Origin of the sequence: Streptomyces sp. NPDC058246 (genome assembly GCF_042881985.1) — a bacterium.
Classification (GTDB): Bacteria; Actinomycetota; Actinomycetes; order Streptomycetales; family Streptomycetaceae; genus Streptomyces.
The window spans coordinates 70,677-87,704 of sequence record NZ_JBHVWZ010000004.1 but is presented as its reverse complement, the minus strand read 5'-3'; the positions used below and the strand labels follow the sequence as shown (position 1 = coordinate 87,704).

The following is a 17,028-nucleotide window of genomic DNA, read 5'->3' as shown; positions in this document are numbered from 1 at the left end:
TCGCGTGGTCGCGGTCGGCTACCGGACCACGACCGTTCGGATCTCCCACGGGCCGAGGGCGAGTTCGAGTCCGTCCGCGACCGGCGTCGTGGAGAGCGGCCGGCCGAGCAGGTCGACCGTGGTGGCTTCGGTGAAGGCGCCGGTCACGCGGGCGGTCGCGCCCGTGTCGCTCATCGCGGCCAACCGGAGCTCGGTGCCGGCACCGCGCTCGTCGGCGGCGACGCGGCGGACGCTCGAGACGAGGATGTCCGCGCCGTCGACCCGCACGCCCGCCGCGTCGGGGGGCAGTTGGCCTTCGGCGGGTGCGGTCCCGCGGCCGACCAGCACGTCGTTGCGGAACTCTTCGGCGAGAGCGACCGCGTCCGCGCCCTGCCAGCCGGTCGCCGAGGGCACGACGGCGAAGCGGTTCTCGATGCGCACGCCGAGATCCTGCGCACCCGGTGCGGGGATCTCGCTCGCCGCGGGCTCGTCGCGGAGTGGATGGATGTTGACGCTGATCGAGCCGATCGCGCGCAGCAGGGTGATGGCGAGTTCGGAGCCGTCGCCGACGAGTTCGTACTCGCTCGCGTGGTCGAGCAGTACGTTGGCGGCGCCCGCCGACACGAAAGAGCTCGCGGGGAAGGTCGGGATCGGGTATTCGCCCCAGCCGCCCTCGGCGGTGAGCCCACGCTCGGTGACGGCGAACTGCCCGGCGGACGCGGACACGGCAGCCGGCTCGGGCAGCGGCAGGTGGAAGCGCAGCCGGTGGTCGGCCGACTGGTTCAGGAACGACGTGGAGACGCGTACGAACGGTTCACCCGCGCGCACCTCCACGAGTGTCTCCACCGGGGTCCGCACGGTCTGACCGCTGCGCAGGTCGCGCTCGCAGGAGAGCGCGGTGGGCCATGCGTAGACGCGGGTGACACGCGTCCTCGAACGCAGCGGGCCGCTCTCGAGGAGTTCGACGGAGACCTCCGCCGGCTCCGACACGAGCACATCCTGTGCCGGGGGCGCGTAGTTGTAACTGTCACCGCGGTCGCCGCCGTCGACGAGGCGGCCGACTCCGTGCAGCACGGTGCCGTCGGCGCCGGTCACGTCCAGGGTGCCGTCGGCGGCGATCGAGACCTCGACCAGTCCGTTGGACAGGGCGCGGGCCGTGCCCGTCGCGGGTGCGTACGTCGTTGACGGCGCGGCCGTCCGGTCGCCGGGCTCGACCCGGAAACTCGCCAGCCCCGAGGCGGGGACGGTCACGGGCACAAGCGCGGTCGCGCGAGCTTCCTCCAGCGTCAGCACCCTCCACTCCCCCGGATGCGCGGCGGCCGCGGCAGCGACCTCCCGGCGCAGGATCAGCAGGTCGAACGGTCCGCCGGCCGGCACCTCGGCGAGGTGGAAGACCAGGGACCCCGGGGTGAGTTCGTAGTGGTCGATCAGTCGGCCGAAGAGCTCGCGGCGGTGGATGCGGCGCAGCACCCGTTCGAGCTGCGAGGCGTCCATGCGCTCGTCGCTGAGCACGGTCGGGGCCTGGGAGATGAGCTGCACGGGATGCGCCGAGCCGTCGGCGGCGGTCGCGGCCAGAACGGTTCCCTCGGGCGGGGCCACGACATCCACCTCGACCAGTGCCGTGCGCGGGAACGGCAGCGGGTTGGCGACCAGATAGCCGTCGCTCGGCACCAGGGCGGCGGGCTCGGCGAGGGCCGCGTCCCGGACCGCCCGCGCGGTGTGCGTGGCTTCGGCGAGACGCGCTTCGACCTGATCGCAGGTCTCGTCGGTGCCGGAGCCGACGACCGAGTCGTGTGCGGTCGACTCGATGATCTTGTGCCATGCGAGGGAGAGGAACGGTGAGTCGTCGCGCCGGGACCACAGGGCGTTCACCCGCTCGGCGTGGTCGACGGTGCGCTCGGCGACGGCCATCCGCTGCTTGAGCCCGAGCCGCACGGAGAGCACACCGGGGAGGATGTTGCCGCGCACATGGCTGCGCAGTTCACCGGTGACGACGGTGGAGACCTCGTCGCGCACGTGCCCGCGGATGTACTCGTCGAGCGTCGCGATGGTGATGGGGCGCTCGTCGCTCGATGCGCGCCGCAGCCAGGTAGCGAGCTGCGGGTCGGGGGCGTTGTGGTCGGTGCCGGCCATCGCCAGCACCGGGTCGTCACCCCACCGGTCAGCTGTCATCTCCGCGTACTCGCCGAGCGCGCGCCCGATCTGGTCGGGCACCAGCAGGACGTCGAGGCCGTTGTCGTATCCGTCGAAGAGGAACTCGGTGCGCACCTCGGAGCCGTCGGGAGCGCGCCAGCGGAAGGCGTGTCCGTCGACAGAGCCGGGAACTCCGCGCCACAGCGCCGCGTGCCGGATTCCGGCGCGTGCCAGGATCTGCGGCATCTGCGCGATGTGGCCGAACATGTCCGGCAGGTATCCGATGGGCATCGAGCCGCCGAGGTCCGCCGCGGCCGCCCATCCCATCTGCAGGTTGCGCACGATGGTCTCGCCGGAGCAGAGGAACTCGTCGAGCAGGATGAGCCACGGTCCGATGGCGAGCCGGCCGTCGGCGACCAGGGCCGCGACTCTCTCCCGGTTCTCCGGTCGCATCTCCAGGTAGTCCTCGATCGCGGCCATCTGCCCGTCGACGGTGAACCGGAAGTCCGGGTTCGCCTCGGCCGTCTCCAGCACGGTGTCGAGAGCGGCGACCAGGCGGTGCCGGAACACCTGGAAGGGCTCGTACCACTCCCGGTCCCAATGGAAATGGGGCACGAAGACAGCGGAGTTCTGCATGACGGGAGAGACCTTCTGTTGGCGAGGGGACGCGGGAAACAGGAGAAGGGGGTACGGAGTTACTTGAGGGACCCGGAGGCGAGCCCGGTGCGCCAGAACCGCTGGAGGAGGATGAACACGATGATCACGGGCACGATCGAGACCAGTGAGCCGGTGATCACGGATTCCTGAAGGAGCGGCGCACGGGCGGTCTGACCGTTCCACTCGTAGAGGCCGAGCGTGATCGGGAAGAGCGACTCCTTCTGCAGCATCACCATCGGCAGAAAGAAGTTGTTCCAGATGGCGACGAACTGGAACAGGAAGATGGTCACCAGCGACGGCGTCATCAGCCGGAACGCGACGGAGAAGAATGTGCGGAACTCGCCGGCGCCGTCCAGGCGCGCCGACTCGATGAGCTCCTGGGGGACGGCGGCGGCGGTGAAGATGCGGGCGAGGTAGACGCCGAACGGGCTGACGATGCTGGGCAGGAACACCGCGAGGTAGGTGTTGACGATCCCGGTCGCCGAGAACAGCAGGAACAGCGGCAGCGCGAGCGCGGTGGTGGGAACGAGGACGCCGCCGAGGATGACGGAGAACAGGAACTCGCGGCCCCGGAACTGGAACTTGGCGAGCGCGTAGCCGCACAGCGCCGAGATCAGGGTTCCGACGGCCGCTCCCAGCACTGCGTAGATCACGCTGTTGAGAGCCCACCGCCCGAAGATGCCGTCGCTGCGGCTGAACAGGGTGCCCAGGTTGTCGAACAGGTCGAAGTGCGAGAACGCCAGTCCGTTGGTGGAGGCGAGGTCGCCCTGGGGCTTCGTCGCCGCGACGATCAGGAAGTAGATCGGCAGCAGGAAGTAGATCGCCAGGAGGAGCATCAGAGCCAGGGCGGCCGAGCGGCTGACGCGGCTCTCGCGGATCAGGGGCTGGTTGCTCACAGTCCGGCCCTCTTCGAGGTCAGTCGCATGAACCCGAAGCTCAAGACGAAGGTGATGACGGCGATGACCACGGAGATCGCCGCCGCCTGCTGGTAGTTGTTCCCGGAGGCCACCGCGTACGCGAGCATGTTCGGTGTGAACGTGCTGGAGATGTTCGAGGAGATCTGGCGCAGTACGGCCGGCTCGGCGTAGAGCTGCAGCGTGCCGATGATCGAGAACACCGTGGTGAGGATGATCGACGGGGCGATGATCGGGACTTTGATCTTCCAGGCGATCGCCCAGTTGCCGGCACCGTCGAGCTTGGCGGCTTCGTAGAGCTCCTGCGGGATCGACTGCAGTGCCGAGAACATGATCAGCATGTTGTAGCCGGTCCAGAGCCAGGTGGAGACGTTCGCCGCCGACCACAGCACGGCACCCGGCCCGAGGAAGTCGGGCTGGAGACCGATGCCTTTCAGCAGATCGACGACCGGGCTGAGCTGCGGCGAGTAGAGGTAGGACCACATGATCGCGGCGATGACGCCGGGCACGGCGTACGGCATGAACGCCGTGATCCGGAAGAACGACTTGAGCTTCAGCAGGGGGCTGTCGAGCAGCAGCGCCATGATCAGCGCGACGAACAGCATCACCGGGACCTGCACGATGCCGAACAGTCCGATACGCCCGATGCTGGACCAGAACTCGGTGTTCTGGAGCACCTGCGCGTACTGGTGGAAACCGCCGAAGGTCGTGTACGACGTGCCGTACTGGCCGCCGGTGCGGCGCACGACGCGGAAGCTCTGCCACATCGCGTAGGCGACCGGCACCAGGTAGAACAGCACGAACGGGAGGAAGAACGGGGTCACGAACGCGACGATGGTGCCCGCCCGGGGGCCACCGCCGTTGTGACGACGACGGCCCCCTGCCGCCACCACGCGGGTCGCGCGGGCTGCGATGTCAGTCATGCTGCGGTCACTTGCCCGCCGCGGCCGGGATCGCCTGATCCTTCATCGACTTCAGCGCGGCCGCCTGGGCGGCCGAGAGCGCGTCGGTGAGCGTGCCGCTGCCGGCTGCCGCCTTGGCCATCGCGTCCTGAAGCGCCAGGTTCACCGTCTTCTGGGTGGGTCCCCAGGTGAAGCTGGTGTCGATGTTCTTGGACGAGTCGGCGAAGACGTCGAAGATCTTCTCGTTGTTGTAGTACGGGACGCCCTTCGAGAGCGCGGGAAGCTTCGAACCGGCGGTGGCTGCCGGGTAGAGGCCGCCCAGCTTGTTCTCCAGCGCGAGGGCTTCCGGGTCGGTGTTCAGCCAGGAGTTGAACTTGACCGACTCGTACAGGTGCTTGTTGCCCTTCATGAACGCGACGGTGGATCCGCCCCAGTCACCGGATGCGGCGCTCGAGGCCCATGTCGGCATCGGCACGATCGTCCACTTGCCGGCCTGGTCGGGCAGGTTGTCGCGGAACATGCTGTAGCCCCAGGCGGCGCCGACGTAGCTGGCGATCTGGTTCTTCTGGTAGGCGGCGTACATCTGGGTCGAACCGTTGGCGAGGTCGGTGCGGACGAGCTTGGCGGCGATCAGCTTCTGCCAGTAGTCGGCGACCTGCTTGCTCTGGTCGGATGCGACGGTGACGTGCCACTTGTCCCCGGCGTAGTGGTACATCTCGGCATTGTTCTGCCAGAGGAGTCCGTTGAACCACTCGGCGTTGTTCGGGTCGAAGAACGTCATGGTGAGGCCGGGGTCAGCCTTGTGCAGCTTCTGCGCATCGGCCGCGTACTCGTCCCAGGTCTTCGGGATCGTGAGGCCGTGCTGCTTGAAGATGTCGCTGCGCACGTAGAGGGCCATCGGCCCGGTGTCCTGCGGGAAGGCGAACACGCCGGTGTCGCCGAAGCTGGTCTGCGACCAGGTCCACGGCACGAACTTCGACTTTGCCGCGGTGGCCGCCGAGCAGGCCGAGGCGTCCACGAAGGCGTTCTGGGTGCGCAGGTTGGGGAGCTCGTCGTAACCGACCTGAGCGAGGGCCGGCGCCTTGCCCGCCTTGAGGGCGTTGCCGAGGGTGCCGTACTGGTCGTTGGAGATGTTCTTCGTCTGAACCTGGATGTCCGGGTTCTTCTTGTTCCACAGGGCGACGACCTGGTCCATGCCCGGAACGGTGTTCCAGTATTGGAGGGTGACCTTGCCCTTCGCGGGCGCACAGGAGGCCGCTGACGCATGATCCGACGGAGCGGGCGACGAACACCCGGCGAGTACGGCCGTGCTGGCCGCCACGGCGACGACGGCGAGGCGGATGCGCGTGACTGTGTTGCTCATATCTTCCGTTCCAGAGAACGACTAGCGACGGTGCTAGCCGGGTCGACGGTGACACCTCAGGCGGAACGCCTTCTGGTTGGAATGGCAGGACGCAACGGTGTCGGTCCAAGCGCCGAGCGCCGTGGCGGTATCAGCAAACCATGCGGTCCGATCCGTGAGCGCTCCCGTGAACGTTCACGGGAGCGCTCACGGGTGCCTGGAATTGTTCGGAAGTGTGCGCTCCGGTGCGGTCGAGTGTCAAGACTTTGGAGTCACACACGAGTCCGGCAGGTTAAGCGGATCCGCCCAACCGCAACTCGGCCCGGACGATCAGGTCGTCGGCCCTGAGCGGGTCCACCCCGGTCAGCAGCCGTGCGACTTGGTCGATGGCGAGTGCGCCGAGCTTTCGCGTGTCGAGGGCGACGCTGGAGAGCGGGGGCTCGACGAGGGCGCCGAACTGCAGGCCGTCGAAGCCGATCACCGCGAGGTCCTGCGGGACGCTCCTGCCCAGCCGGCGCGCCTCGCGCAGGACACCGATCGCGATGATGTCGTTGAAGGTGAAGACCGCGGTGACCTCCGGATGGGCGGTGAGCAAGGCATCGAGCGCCGCTCCCCCTCCGTCGGCCGACTGATCCGCACCGACCACCAAGCCGGCGTCGATCCCGTACGCCGCCGCGGCCGTCGTGAACCACTGACGCCGGATGCTCGGCTCCGCGCGGCCGACGTGGTCGAGCATGCCGATGTGTTCATGGCCCGCGGCCACCAGGTGCGCGACCGCGGCGTGGACGCCCTCTTCGCCGTCGATCCGGATCGAGCTGAATCGCGCCGTGTCGTGCTCGCGCCCGATGAGCACCACCGGGATGCCACGGGTGAACCGCTCGAGTTCGTCGTCGGAGCAGCTGAAGTAGCCGACGACCGCGTCCACTTGCGAGGCGATCACCTGCAGCGTGCCGAGCTCCTCTTCGGCCCGGTCCGCGGTGTCGTATACGACCACGTGCCAGCCGCGGGTCCGCGCCGCCTCCAGGGCGGCCGCGGCGACCTCGGTGAAGAACGGGTTACGCAGGTCCGGGATCACCAACCCGATGGTGGTGGTGTCCTGCCGGACCAGACCACGGGCGAACCGACTGGGCCGGTAGCCGAGCTCGCGGGCGGCGTCGAGCACACGCTGCTTGGTGGAGGCCTCGATCTCGTCCTTGTCGTTGAGCGCCCGCGACACGGTCTGACGGGAGACCCCGGCGGACCTGGCGACGTCATGAATCGTGACCTTCCGGGGTTCCGTCCCCGATGACGACACCATCGCGCACCTCCTGCTGCTCACGGGTGCCGATGCGCCCGCAGGGGCTGAGTATGCCCGTGCCCGGCGCGGCGGCGCGATCTCGGGTGCTCTTACCTGGTTACCCGGAGGGGGCGGGCGAGGCCAGAGCCGTGTCGGGGTCGATCGGGGGCTCGATTCACTGGACCCGCCCTCGCGACTCCGCACGAGGTGGCTCCCCACCGGTGAACCCCGCGGCGTCGATGTAGGGGGCGTCGGGCGCGCTGATCGTGATGCGGGTGGGTCCCGCCCGGACGGTCCACCACCGCGCTCGGGAAGCGCAGGTACGTGGGCGGCGGCCGCTGTCCGTCACTCGGACTCGGCGCCGTAGGCGGCCATCAGGTCGACCAGGCTCTGCGGGGCGCTCGGGCTGAAGCAGATGTCGAGGTTGGCCGCGGATGCGATCGCCGCCTCCTCGGCGCGGGGGAAGAGTGCCTCCTCGTACGCGGTGAGGGCCTTCTCCACGTCGTCGGGGTGGGCGGCGATCGCGGTCGCGAGCTCGGCGCCGTCGAGCATGGCGAGGTTGGCGCCCTCACCCGCGAACGGGGACATCAGGTGGGCCGCGTCGCCGAGCAGGGTGACGCCGGGGGTGCGCTCCCAGCGGTGATCGACGGGCAGCGCGTGGATCGGACGGGCGACGAGCGCGCCGTCCGCGTCGGCGATGAGCCGCCGCAGCCGCTCGTCCCAGCCGTCGAAGTGGTCCAGGAGGCGCGCCTTGGCCGCTTCGGTGTCCCCCAGGTCGATGGCACCGGATGTGGCCCAGTCGGCCGGCACCCTCAGGGCGACGTAGATGTGCAGCGAGCCGTCGCCGTCGCGGTGGCCGAGGAAGCCCTTCTCCTCGCCGAGCGCAAAGAGCATGCCCCCGCCGACGACGGCGGCGCTCTCCGGATGCCGGGTGTCGGCGTCACGGAGGTGCGTCTCGACGAAGGAGACGCCGCAGTAGCCGGGGGTGGCGTCCGAGACCAGCGGCCGTACCTTCGACCAGGCGCCGTCGGCGCCGATCAGCACATCGGCGGTGAACGTCTCCGCGTCGGCGAGCGTCACCTCGTGACGGCCGTCGGCGAGCGTCCGCACGCCGGTGACTTTGGCGCCCCACCGGACCGTGCTCTCGGGGAGGGAGCCGAGCAGGATGTCGCGCAGGGCGCCCCTGGAGACCTCGGGGCGCTTTCCGCCCGCACCGTCGTCCTCCATCCGCAGGGTGGCGTTCTTGTCGAGGATGCGCATGGCCTCGCCGCCGTCGTGGATGATCGCGCGGAACTCCTCGTAGAGCCCGCCGGTGCGCAGTGCGGCCTGGCCGGATTCCTCGTGCATGTCCAGCATTCCGCCCTGTGTACGGGCGGTCGGTGACGCGTCGAGGTCGAAGACGGCGGCCTCGATGCCGTTGACATGCAGGACGCGGGCGAGCGTGAGGCCGCCGAGGCCGGCGCCGATCACGGCTATGGGGTGGTGCTGAAGTCGGTGGGTCGGCATGGGGGGTTCTCCTGGTGAGGTGACAACGGTCGGCGGTCGGCGACCGAGGGATTGGATGACGGTCGGGGGCGGACGACCATCAGGGACGACCATCAGGGCACGTCGGGCCCGTTGAGCCTGTCGGGCCCGTTGAGCCTGTCGGGCTTGTGGAGCGCGTCGGGCTTGTCGAGCGCGCCCGGGCTGTCGGGCTCGTCCGGGCTGTCGGGCCAGTCCGGCCTGGGTGTGTGCAGGACGCCGTTGATCAGGACGTGGAAGCCCCAGTTCAGACGGGCCTCGCCGGGGCCGGAGAGCAGTTCGGCGGCCAGCGCGGCGATGTGCGGGTGGCGGTTCTCGGAAGCCCCGCGGAGCGCGGCGGCGAGCGCCGCCCACTCGCCCTCGGCGTCCGCGGGATCCTTCTCTCCCGCGGCATGCTCGGCCGCGGTCGCCGTGGCGAACTGCAGCAGCACGTCGACTGCCCAGGCCGCCCGCGCACCGGGGACACCGCCCTCGCTCAGCAGCGACAGCAACGCCTCGACCAGATCCAGATAGCGCTCGCCGGACGGGCGGGCCACCAGCGCCGAGCGAGCCAGGCCCGGGTGCTCGAACAGGACCTCCGTGTAGGAGGTGAGCACCCGCACGAGACGGTCACGCCAGTCGCCACTCGCCCGGGCCGGACCCAGGTCGACGGCACCGAGCAGGTCGTCGAGCACCGCCGCGTGCAGCTCCGCGGTGTTGCGTACGTAGACGTAGAGCGAGGCAGGACCCGTGTCGAGCTCCTGGGCCAGGCGGCGCATGGTGACGCGCCGGAGCCCTTCGGCCCGCATGAGCGCGACGGCCGTCTCGATGATGCCGTCCCTGGTCAGGGCCGGTTTCGCCGGGCGCTCGCGACGGCTGGGGCGGGGAGTGGAGTGTGCTGTCACTCCACCAAGGTAACGAACATGTTCGTCGCGAACAAGTACGGCACGAACATGTTCGTCACGCCGTGCCCAGATGCACCCAGGTGGCCGTGCCCAAATGCACCCAGGTGCCCGCCCGCGCGGCCCTACTCATGCCCTTGCCCCAGGTGGCCGCCCGCGTGGCCGTACTCATGCCCTCACCCCAGGCGCCGGCGTGAGTAGCCGTACTCATGCCCTCGCCCCGGCGCTCCATCACGATGGGGCGACCTGACCAAGGAGTCCCTCATGCCCGAGCATCTCCTCGCCTCGCCCGCTCCCCGGCCGGGGTCCGACGATCGCGTACCGCGGCGCACACTGCCGACCGTGCTCGTCGCGCTCGTCATCGCGGGCATGGCCCTCTCCGCCTGGCGTCCGCACGACCCGACGACATGGCTGCTGGAGACGGTGTGGGTGCTGGTGGGGCTGCCGCTCGTCGTGTTGACCCGGCGCCGGTTCCCGCTCACGAATCTGCTGTGCTGTCTGCTCGCGGCGCACGCGCTCGTGCTCGCGATGGGGGGCCACTACACCTACGCGCAGGTGCCGTTGGGCGACTGGGTGCGGGACGGGCTCGGACTCGACCGCAATCCCTACGACCGGTTCGGGCACCTCATGCAGGGCTTCGTGCCCGCCGTCCTGGTGCGGGAGTTGCTCAGCCGGACCTCACCGCTGCGCGGCAGTCGCTGGCTGGCACCGCTGACCGTGTGCGCCTGCCTCGCCTTCAGCGCGATGTTCGAGATGTTCGAGTGGGCGGCCGCGGTGATCGGCGGACACGCGGCCGACGACTTCCTGGCCACCCAGGGCGATGTGTGGGACACCCAGTGGGACATGTTCTGCGCCCTGATCGGGGCCACCGTCTCGGTCCTGCTGCTGAGCCGCCTGCACGACCGGCAGCTCGGCGCGCTCGCCGCGACTGCCCGCCGTTAGCGGGGGAACGGGCGGCAGCACCCTCGGTGCTGCCGCCCGCGCATACGTCGGTCGCCCCTACCAGCGACTCTCCACCTGGCCCTTGATCCGCCGCTGGTAGAGGTCCTCGATCGCGTCCAGCGTCTTCTGCGGCAGCTCCGGCAGTTTCGCCGCCGCCGCGTTCACGCGGGCCTGCTCGGGCGAACGGGCGCCCGGGATCACCGTGGTCACGCCGGGCTGCTGGATGATCCAGCGCAGCGCCAGCTGGGCCGGGGTGAACCCGTCCGGCGCGAGGGCGGAGAACTCGGCCGCCGCCTCCACGCCCGTCACGAAGTCGACTCCGGAGAAGGTCTCGCCCTGGTCGAAGGACTCCCCGTGACGATTGAAGGTCCGGTGGTCGTTCTCCGCGAAGACGGTGTCCTTGGTGTACTTGCCCGAGAGCAGGCCGGAGGCCAGCGGGACGCGGGCGATGACGCCGACGCCCGCCTCCCGGGCGGCGGGGAGCACCTGGCGCAGCGGCTTCATGCGGAAGGGATTGAGGATGATCTGGACGCTCGCCACGTTCGGGCGGGCGATCGCGGTCAGCGCCTCGTCGCACGTTTCGACGCTCACGCCGTACGCGGCGACGCGCTCCTCCGCGACCAGGGTGTCGAGGGCGTCGAAGACCTCGTCGGAGGAGTAGACGGGTGTGGGCGGGCAGTGCAGCTGCACCAGGTCGATGCGGTCGACGCCGAGGTTGCGCCGGGAACGGTCGTTCCAGGTGCGGAAGTTGCCGAGGACGTAGTTCTCCGGGATCTGGTCGACGCGGCGGCCCATCTTGGTGGCGACCTGCACATGGAGGTCCGGCCTGCCCCGCAGGAACGAGGCGATGGTCTGCTCGCTCCGCCCGTCGCCGTACACGTCGGCCGTGTCGAAGAAGGTCACCCCCGACTCGGCCGCCGCCTCCAGTACCGCCAGGGCATCGTGATCACTCACCTCGCCCCAGTCGGCACCCAGCTGCCAGGTACCGAGACCGACGACCGAAGCGTGCTGACCCGACCTGCCGAATTCGCGCTCGTCCATGCCGCCAGTCTGACACTTCGCCGCCGTCCCCCGAGACGCGCCACCCGCCCCACCCACCGGCTGTGCGTCCGCGAAGCACCCCCTGGGAACCCCCTGTGAAGGCCGGCCACCCGGATGGGTGAAGCGCTTCGACGGTGAACTGATTCGTGTCAACTGCCCCTCGCGTGCCGTACATGACCGACCGTTTAAGAAGTGAAGGGCCGGACCCTCCACCTGGTCACGCCAGGGCTTTCCGCCGAGCGCAGCCGCGCTTCCGCGGCGGCGTTCTGACAGGAGTTGGAGCGCTTCCTACGCACTACGTACGACGGCGAACACGCTCTGCCACGCGTCGAGTGGTCGAGGGGCTGGGCCCGCACCGACGAGGAGGCATGGTCCGATGCGGAGGTCCTGGGCACCGCCGTACCCGCCTCCTTCGACGACGGCGAAGAGGGCGACTAAGGCTGGGAGGCGAAGAAGCCGAAGGAGCGGACTGGAACGCGACGGCCGCCGTACCCGTACTGGCCCGGCTCGAGCCGCCCCGGATGTGCGACAGCGCCTTCCTCAAGCGGCTGTTCGCGTGACCGGGAGGGCTGTCCGCAGGGGGCGTCGCGCGGTCGCCTCACTGGTGTCTCCCCCTCACTCCCGCCTCAGAAGAAGCTGAGAAGTTCCTGTGCCAGGCTGCGAGCCGCCGGGCGCCGGACGATCAACGCACCCACCCCGGCGCCCACCCTCCACAATCCAGCGTCTCCGGGAGACGAGCCTGATGAGCCTCACTGTTGTCAACGGTCTGCCCGCGCACGTCCTGTTCGTACATTTCGTCATCGTGCTCGTGCCGCTCAGCGCCCTGGCGCTCGTCGCGAGCGCGATCTGGCCACGCGTCGCCCGCCGACTGGGCGTCGTGCTGCCGGTACTGGCCCTGGTGACGCTGGCCAGCGTGCCTCTCACCACGCAGGCGGGCGACTGGCTGGAAGCGCACGTCGACAGTTCCGACCTGGTCCGCAGGCACGCCGCACTCGGTGACGGTCTCCTGCCGTGGGCCGTCGGCCTCTTCGTGCTGTCGGCGGCGGTCTGGTGGACGGCGCGGAGCGCGAGCGCCGTCCCCGAGAGCACCGGCGGCCCGGCCGCGCGCTGGACCTCCACGCCGGTCCGGATCGCCGCCGTCGTGCTGTCCCTGGCCGTGGCGACGGGTGCCGTGGTGGACGTGTACCGGATAGGCGATTCGGGCGCCAAGGCCGCCTGGCACGACGGATTCTCGAAGACGGCGCAGAGCCAGGGCGGCTGACCGACCGCGGGACGCCCGCACCGGCGCCGCCAGAGACGTTTTACGCCCCGCGCCGGTCGACCGGGGCAAGGCGGCCCTCTGGCGCCCCGCCCCGGTCGACCGGCAACGCCCCTTGCCGCCCCGCCCCGGCCAGCCGGCGCCCCTCGTCACCCCGCCCCGGTCAGCCGGCGCCCCTCGCCACCCCGCCGGGGTCAACGGGCAAGGCAAGGCCCCTTCCCCGGCAGGCCCCTTCCCCGGCAGCCCCCTTGCCGACAACCGCACGTCCCAGCCGAGGTTCTGCGCAGGCAGAGCCTCGGCTCTTCGTCGTCATCGGGGGGTCTCGGCGCGTTCAACTCCTTGGGAACGTCGCGCAATTCATGAGCACCTTTGCTTCATCTCTTGACGACTCTGGTGCAGACCTTTAAGTTCCCGATCACCACGGCTCCATGAATGCGCTTGATGTTCATGAACGTGAACTCCCCCACCATCAGCCTCCAGTGAAGGGCTGTGACCCCCTCATGACCAGACAATCCCTTGCGCGCTCCACCGCACTGCGTGGAACCCTCACCACCGCTGTGCTCGCGCTTTCGGCCAGTGCTCTGAGCGTGGCGCCCGCCTCCGCGGCCACCGGCACGATCACCGGTCTCGGGGGCAAGTGCCTCGATGTGGCCGGCGCGAACTCCGCGAACGGCACGGCCGTACAGCTCTACGACTGCAACGGCACCGCCGCCCAGCAGTGGACGGTCGGCTCCGACGGGACGATACGGGCCCTCGGCAAGTGTCTTGACGTCACCGGCAATTCGACCGCGGACGGCGCCAAGCTCCAGCTGTGGGACTGTTCGGGCGGGGCGAACCAGAAGTGGACGGTCACTTCGGCCCGCGACATCGTCAATCCGCAGGCCAACAAGTGCGCCGACGCCACGGGCAACACCTCGGCGAACGGCACCCCGATACAGATCTGGAGCTGCACGGGCGCCGCCAATCAGAAGTGGACCGCGCCCGCCGCCGACGGAGGAACGACGCCCCCGTCCACGTCCGCGCCGATGGCCGTCGCGCCGTACCTCTACAACGGCTGGGGCAACCCGCCCAGCCCCACGACTGTCATGAACGCGACCGGCGTCAAGTGGTTCACGCTGGCCTTCGTCCTCAGCAACGGGTACTGCAACCCGCAGTGGGACGGCAGCCGCGCCCTGACCGGCGGCGTCGACCAGCAGACCGTCAACACGGTGCGTGCCAACGGCGGCGACATCATCCCCTCGTTCGGCGGGTACAGCGGCAACAAGCTGGAGAGCTCCTGCTCCAGCGCCGGCGAGCTGGCGGCGGCGTACCAGAAGGTCATCAACGCCTACGGCCTCAAGGCCATCGACATCGACATCGAGGCCGACGCGTACAGCAACACGACGGTCCAGCAGCGCACGGTGGACGCGCTCAAGACCGTCAAGGCCAACAACCCGGGCATCAAGGTGTACGTCACCATCGGCACCGGGCAGTCCGGCCCCGACACCGGCCTCATCAACCGCGCCGCGGCGTCCGGGCTGACCGTGGACAGCTGGACGATCATGCCGTTCGACTTCGGTGGTGCGGGCCAGAACATGGGCACGCTCACCCAGCGGGCCGCGGAGGGCCTCAAGACCGCGCTGAAGAACGCGTACGGCTACACCGACGACCAGGCCTACCGGGACATGGGCATCTCGTCCATGAACGGCATCACCGACGTCAACGAGACCGTCACCACCGCCGACTTCCAGACCATCCTCAGCTACGCGCAGCAGCACCACCTGGCGCGGCTGACGTTCTGGTCGGCCAACCGTGACCGCCCCTGCTCCGGCAGTTACCCGAACAACGACACCTGCTCGGGCGTGGCGCAGAGCGCCTGGCAGTTCACCAGCATCTTCGCCAAGTACACCGGCTGACGGACGCGCTCCACCCTTTCACCCCCCATCACCACAGGAGAAATCCGTGCTCAGACGGAAGAGACTGTCCGGCCGCCACCGGATACCGAAGGTTCTGACCGTGGTCGCGCTCGTGGCGAGCACCGTGTCCGGCATCGCGTACGCCTCGCAGGACTCGGCGAACGCGCAGACCGCGGCGGCCGCCGCCCTGCCGACCGGCTACACCACCGTGGTCAACAAGGGCAGCGGCAAGTGTGTCGACGCCCGCTCGGCCGCGAGTGCCGACGGCACCGCCGTCCAGCAGTACGCGTGCAACGGCAGCACCGCCCAGAACTGGCAGCTGGTGGCCACCAGCGGTGGCTACTACCGGGTGAACAGCAACCTCGACGCCACCAAGGCCTGGGACGTCACCGGCGTTTCCACCGCCGACTCCGCGACCGTCCAGCTGTGGACGTACTCCAGCGGCAACAACCAGCAGTGGCAGCCCGTCGCCGAGGCCGACGGCGCCTACCACTTCGTCAACCGCAACAGCGGGAAGTGCCTGGACGTCCCCAGCGCCTCCACCGCGGACAGCGTGCAGCTGGCGCAGTACACCTGCAACGGCACCGCCGCGCAGTCCTTCACTCTGAGCGGAGGCGGCACGACGAACCCGCCGGGCACTCCGGACTTCGGTCCCAACGTGACGGTGTTCGACCCGTCGATGTCGTCGTCCAGCATCCAGTCCAAGCTGGACTCGGTCTTCTCCCAGCAGGAGACCAACCAGTTCGGCTCGGCCCGCCAGGCCCTGCTGTTCAAGCCCGGCACCTACAGCGCCAACGCCAACGTCGGCTTCTACACGCAGGTCGCCGGCCTGGGCTTCTCGCCGGACGACGTGACCATCAACGGTTCCGTGCACGCGGAGGCCGACTGGTTCCAGGGCAACGCGACCCAGAACTTCTGGCGCGACGCCGAGAACCTGTCGGTCAACCCCACGGGCGGCAGCGACCGCTGGGCCGTCTCCCAGGCCGCCCCGTACCGGCGCATGCACGTGCGCGGCAACCTCGCCCTTGACGACGGCGGCTGGTCCAGCGGCGGCTTCATCTCCGACACCAAGGTCGACGGGCAGATCCGGTCCGGCTCCCAGCAGCAGTTCCTCACCCGGAACTCGCAGATGGGCAGCTGGTCCGGCTCCAACTGGAACATGGTCTTCGTCGGCGACCAGGGCGCGCCCGCCCAGTCCTTCCCGACGTACACCAACGTCGCCAGCTCCCCGACGATCCGCGAGAAGCCGTTCCTGTACGTCGACAGCGCGGGCGCCTATCAGGTGTTCGTGCCCGGGCTGCAGAGCAACGCCGTCGGCACCACGTGGAGCGGGAAGACCCCGGCGGGCAAGTCCCTGCCGATCGACCAGTTCTACATCGTCAAGCCCGGCGCCACCGCGGCCGACATGAACTCGGCTCTCGCGGCGGGCAAGAACCTGCTGGTCACCCCTGGTGTCTACCACCTCAACCAGACGATCAACATCACGCGCCCCGACACGGTGGTGCTGGGCATGGGCCTGGCCACCTTCGTGCCGGACGGCGGGATCACCGCCGTCACCACCGCCGACGTGGACGGCATCGAGCTGGCGGGCCTGCTGATCGACGCGGGCACCACCAACTCCCAGACGCTGATGCAGATCGGCCCGGCCGGTTCGTCCGCCACCCACGCGGCCAACCCGACGCAGCTGTCCGACGTCTTCATCCGGATCGGCGGCGCCACGGTCGGCAAGGCGACCCAGTCGCTGGTGATCAACAGCGCCAACACGATCATCGACCACACCTGGATCTGGCGGGCCGACCACGGCAACTCCGGCACGGTCGGCTGGACCACCAACACAGCCGACAACGGCCTGATCGTCAACGGCAACAACGTGACCGCGTACGGCCTGTTCGTCGAGCACTTCCAGAAGACTCAGGTGACCTGGAACGGCAACGGCGGCAGAACGTACTTCTTCCAGAACGAGATGCCGTACGACCCGCCGAACCAGTCGTCCTGGATGAACGGCACCGGCAAGGGCTATCCCGCGTACAAGGTCGGCGCCTCCGTCACCACGCACGAGGCATGGGGCCTGGGCAGCTACTGCTACTTCAGCTCCAATTCGAGCGTGGTCGCGGACCGGGCCTTCGAGGTCCCGAGCGTCTCGGGAGTCAAGTTCCACGACATGGTGACCGTCTCGCTCGGCGGTGTCGGCACCATCAGCCACATCATCAACAACACCGGAGGACCGTCCAACTCCAGCACCAACGTCGCCAACCTCACCAACTACCCGTAGCCCCGCAGAGAAAGG

13 protein-coding genes are annotated in these 17,028 nt (G+C 69.4%); 5 read left to right on the top strand and 8 right to left on the bottom strand.

Going from position 1 to position 17,028, the window contains the following annotated elements; translation table 11 throughout:
* Window positions 1–18: 18 nt before the first annotated feature.
* The 7 genes from ACFVXA_RS07605 to ACFVXA_RS07575 all read right to left on the bottom strand — a co-directional run bounded on the left by ACFVXA_RS07605 (window position 19) and on the right by ACFVXA_RS07575 (window position 9,608).
* Complete coding sequence (locus tag ACFVXA_RS07605) at window positions 19–2,748, bottom strand: alpha-mannosidase (RefSeq protein WP_389746780.1); 2,730 nt, start codon at window positions 2,746–2,748, stop codon at window positions 19–21.
* 59 nt (window positions 2,749–2,807) lie between these two features.
* Window positions 2,808–3,665 (bottom strand): carbohydrate ABC transporter permease, encoded by an 858-nt coding sequence (locus ACFVXA_RS07600; RefSeq protein WP_362021413.1) that lies wholly within the window; start codon window positions 3,663–3,665, stop codon window positions 2,808–2,810.
* Window positions 3,662–4,606 carry a carbohydrate ABC transporter permease gene (locus ACFVXA_RS07595; RefSeq protein ID WP_390024179.1) on the bottom strand — a complete coding sequence of 315 codons (945 nt, stop codon included), beginning with the start codon at window positions 4,604–4,606 and terminating at the stop codon, window positions 3,662–3,664. The genes ACFVXA_RS07600 and ACFVXA_RS07595 overlap by 4 nt, the downstream gene beginning before the upstream one ends.
* Before the next feature lie 7 nt (window positions 4,607–4,613).
* Window positions 4,614–5,948: an ABC transporter substrate-binding protein gene (locus ACFVXA_RS07590; RefSeq protein ID WP_390024177.1), complete on the bottom strand. Its 1,335-nt coding sequence runs from the start codon at window positions 5,946–5,948 to the stop codon at window positions 4,614–4,616.
* Window positions 5,949–6,219: 271 nt separating this feature from the next.
* Window positions 6,220–7,224 carry a LacI family DNA-binding transcriptional regulator gene (locus tag ACFVXA_RS07585; RefSeq protein WP_390024175.1) on the bottom strand — a complete coding sequence of 335 codons (1,005 nt, stop codon included), beginning with the start codon at window positions 7,222–7,224 and terminating at the stop codon, window positions 6,220–6,222.
* A 324-nt stretch (window positions 7,225–7,548) separates the two neighbouring features.
* Window positions 7,549–8,709 (bottom strand): FAD-dependent oxidoreductase, encoded by a 1,161-nt coding sequence (locus tag ACFVXA_RS07580; RefSeq protein ID WP_390024173.1) that lies wholly within the window; start codon window positions 8,707–8,709, stop codon window positions 7,549–7,551.
* A 92-nt stretch (window positions 8,710–8,801) separates the two neighbouring features.
* Window positions 8,802–9,608, bottom strand: a complete 807-nt coding sequence (locus ACFVXA_RS07575) for a TetR/AcrR family transcriptional regulator (protein WP_390024171.1) — start codon at window positions 9,606–9,608, stop codon at window positions 8,802–8,804.
* A 261-nt stretch (window positions 9,609–9,869) separates the two neighbouring features.
* Here ACFVXA_RS07575 and ACFVXA_RS07570 point away from each other — a divergent pair, with 261 nt between their 5' ends.
* Window positions 9,870–10,547 carry a DUF2238 domain-containing protein gene (locus tag ACFVXA_RS07570; RefSeq protein ID WP_390024169.1) on the top strand — a complete coding sequence of 226 codons (678 nt, stop codon included), beginning with the start codon at window positions 9,870–9,872 and terminating at the stop codon, window positions 10,545–10,547.
* Window positions 10,548–10,604: 57 nt separating this feature from the next.
* On the opposite strand, the gene ACFVXA_RS07565 is transcribed toward ACFVXA_RS07570, so the two are convergent.
* Window positions 10,605–11,588 carry an aldo/keto reductase gene (locus ACFVXA_RS07565; protein ID WP_390024167.1) on the bottom strand — a complete coding sequence of 328 codons (984 nt, stop codon included), beginning with the start codon at window positions 11,586–11,588 and terminating at the stop codon, window positions 10,605–10,607.
* A gap of 276 nt (window positions 11,589–11,864) precedes the next feature.
* On the opposite strand from ACFVXA_RS07565, the gene ACFVXA_RS07560 reads away from it, so the two are divergent.
* The 4 genes from ACFVXA_RS07560 (at window position 11,865) to ACFVXA_RS07545 (ending at window position 17,013) form a co-directional block, all read left to right on the top strand.
* Window positions 11,865–12,026: a cholesterol oxidase substrate-binding domain-containing protein gene (locus ACFVXA_RS07560; protein ID WP_390024165.1), complete on the top strand. Its 162-nt coding sequence runs from the start codon at window positions 11,865–11,867 to the stop codon at window positions 12,024–12,026.
* A gap of 304 nt (window positions 12,027–12,330) precedes the next feature.
* Entirely contained in the window at window positions 12,331–12,849 is a 519-nt protein-coding gene (locus ACFVXA_RS07555; protein ID WP_362021436.1) for a DUF2231 domain-containing protein, read from the top strand.
* 497 nt (window positions 12,850–13,346) lie between these two features.
* Window positions 13,347–14,741, top strand: a complete 1,395-nt coding sequence (locus tag ACFVXA_RS07550; protein ID WP_362021439.1) for a ricin-type beta-trefoil lectin domain protein — start codon at window positions 13,347–13,349, stop codon at window positions 14,739–14,741.
* Window positions 14,742–14,787: 46 nt separating this feature from the next.
* Window positions 14,788–17,013, top strand: coding sequence for an RICIN domain-containing protein (locus tag ACFVXA_RS07545; RefSeq protein WP_383748174.1), 2,226 nt, complete (start codon window positions 14,788–14,790; stop codon window positions 17,011–17,013).
* The last annotated feature ends 15 nt before the right edge of the window (window positions 17,014–17,028 follow it).

Excerpts from the sequence above, each read along its gene's own strand:
- ACFVXA_RS07605 (WP_389746780.1), bottom strand. The coding sequence starts at position 2,748 with ATGCAGAACTCCGCTGTCTTCGTGCCCCATTTCCATTGGGACCGGGAG.
- ACFVXA_RS07595 (WP_390024179.1), bottom strand. The coding sequence starts at position 4,606 with ATGACTGACATCGCAGCCCGCGCGACCCGCGTGGTGGCGGCAGGGGGC.
- ACFVXA_RS07590 (WP_390024177.1), bottom strand. The coding sequence starts at position 5,948 with ATGAGCAACACAGTCACGCGCATCCGCCTCGCCGTCGTCGCCGTGGCG.
- ACFVXA_RS07585 (WP_390024175.1), bottom strand. The coding sequence starts at position 7,224 with ATGGTGTCGTCATCGGGGACGGAACCCCGGAAGGTCACGATTCATGAC.
- ACFVXA_RS07580 (WP_390024173.1), bottom strand. The coding sequence starts at position 8,709 with ATGCCGACCCACCGACTTCAGCACCACCCCATAGCCGTGATCGGCGCC.
- ACFVXA_RS07570 (WP_390024169.1), top strand. The coding sequence starts at position 9,870 with ATGCCCGAGCATCTCCTCGCCTCGCCCGCTCCCCGGCCGGGGTCCGAC.
- ACFVXA_RS07565 (WP_390024167.1), bottom strand. The coding sequence starts at position 11,588 with ATGGACGAGCGCGAATTCGGCAGGTCGGGTCAGCACGCTTCGGTCGTC.
- ACFVXA_RS07555 (WP_362021436.1), top strand. The coding sequence starts at position 12,331 with ATGAGCCTCACTGTTGTCAACGGTCTGCCCGCGCACGTCCTGTTCGTA.
- ACFVXA_RS07550 (WP_362021439.1), top strand. The coding sequence starts at position 13,347 with ATGACCAGACAATCCCTTGCGCGCTCCACCGCACTGCGTGGAACCCTC.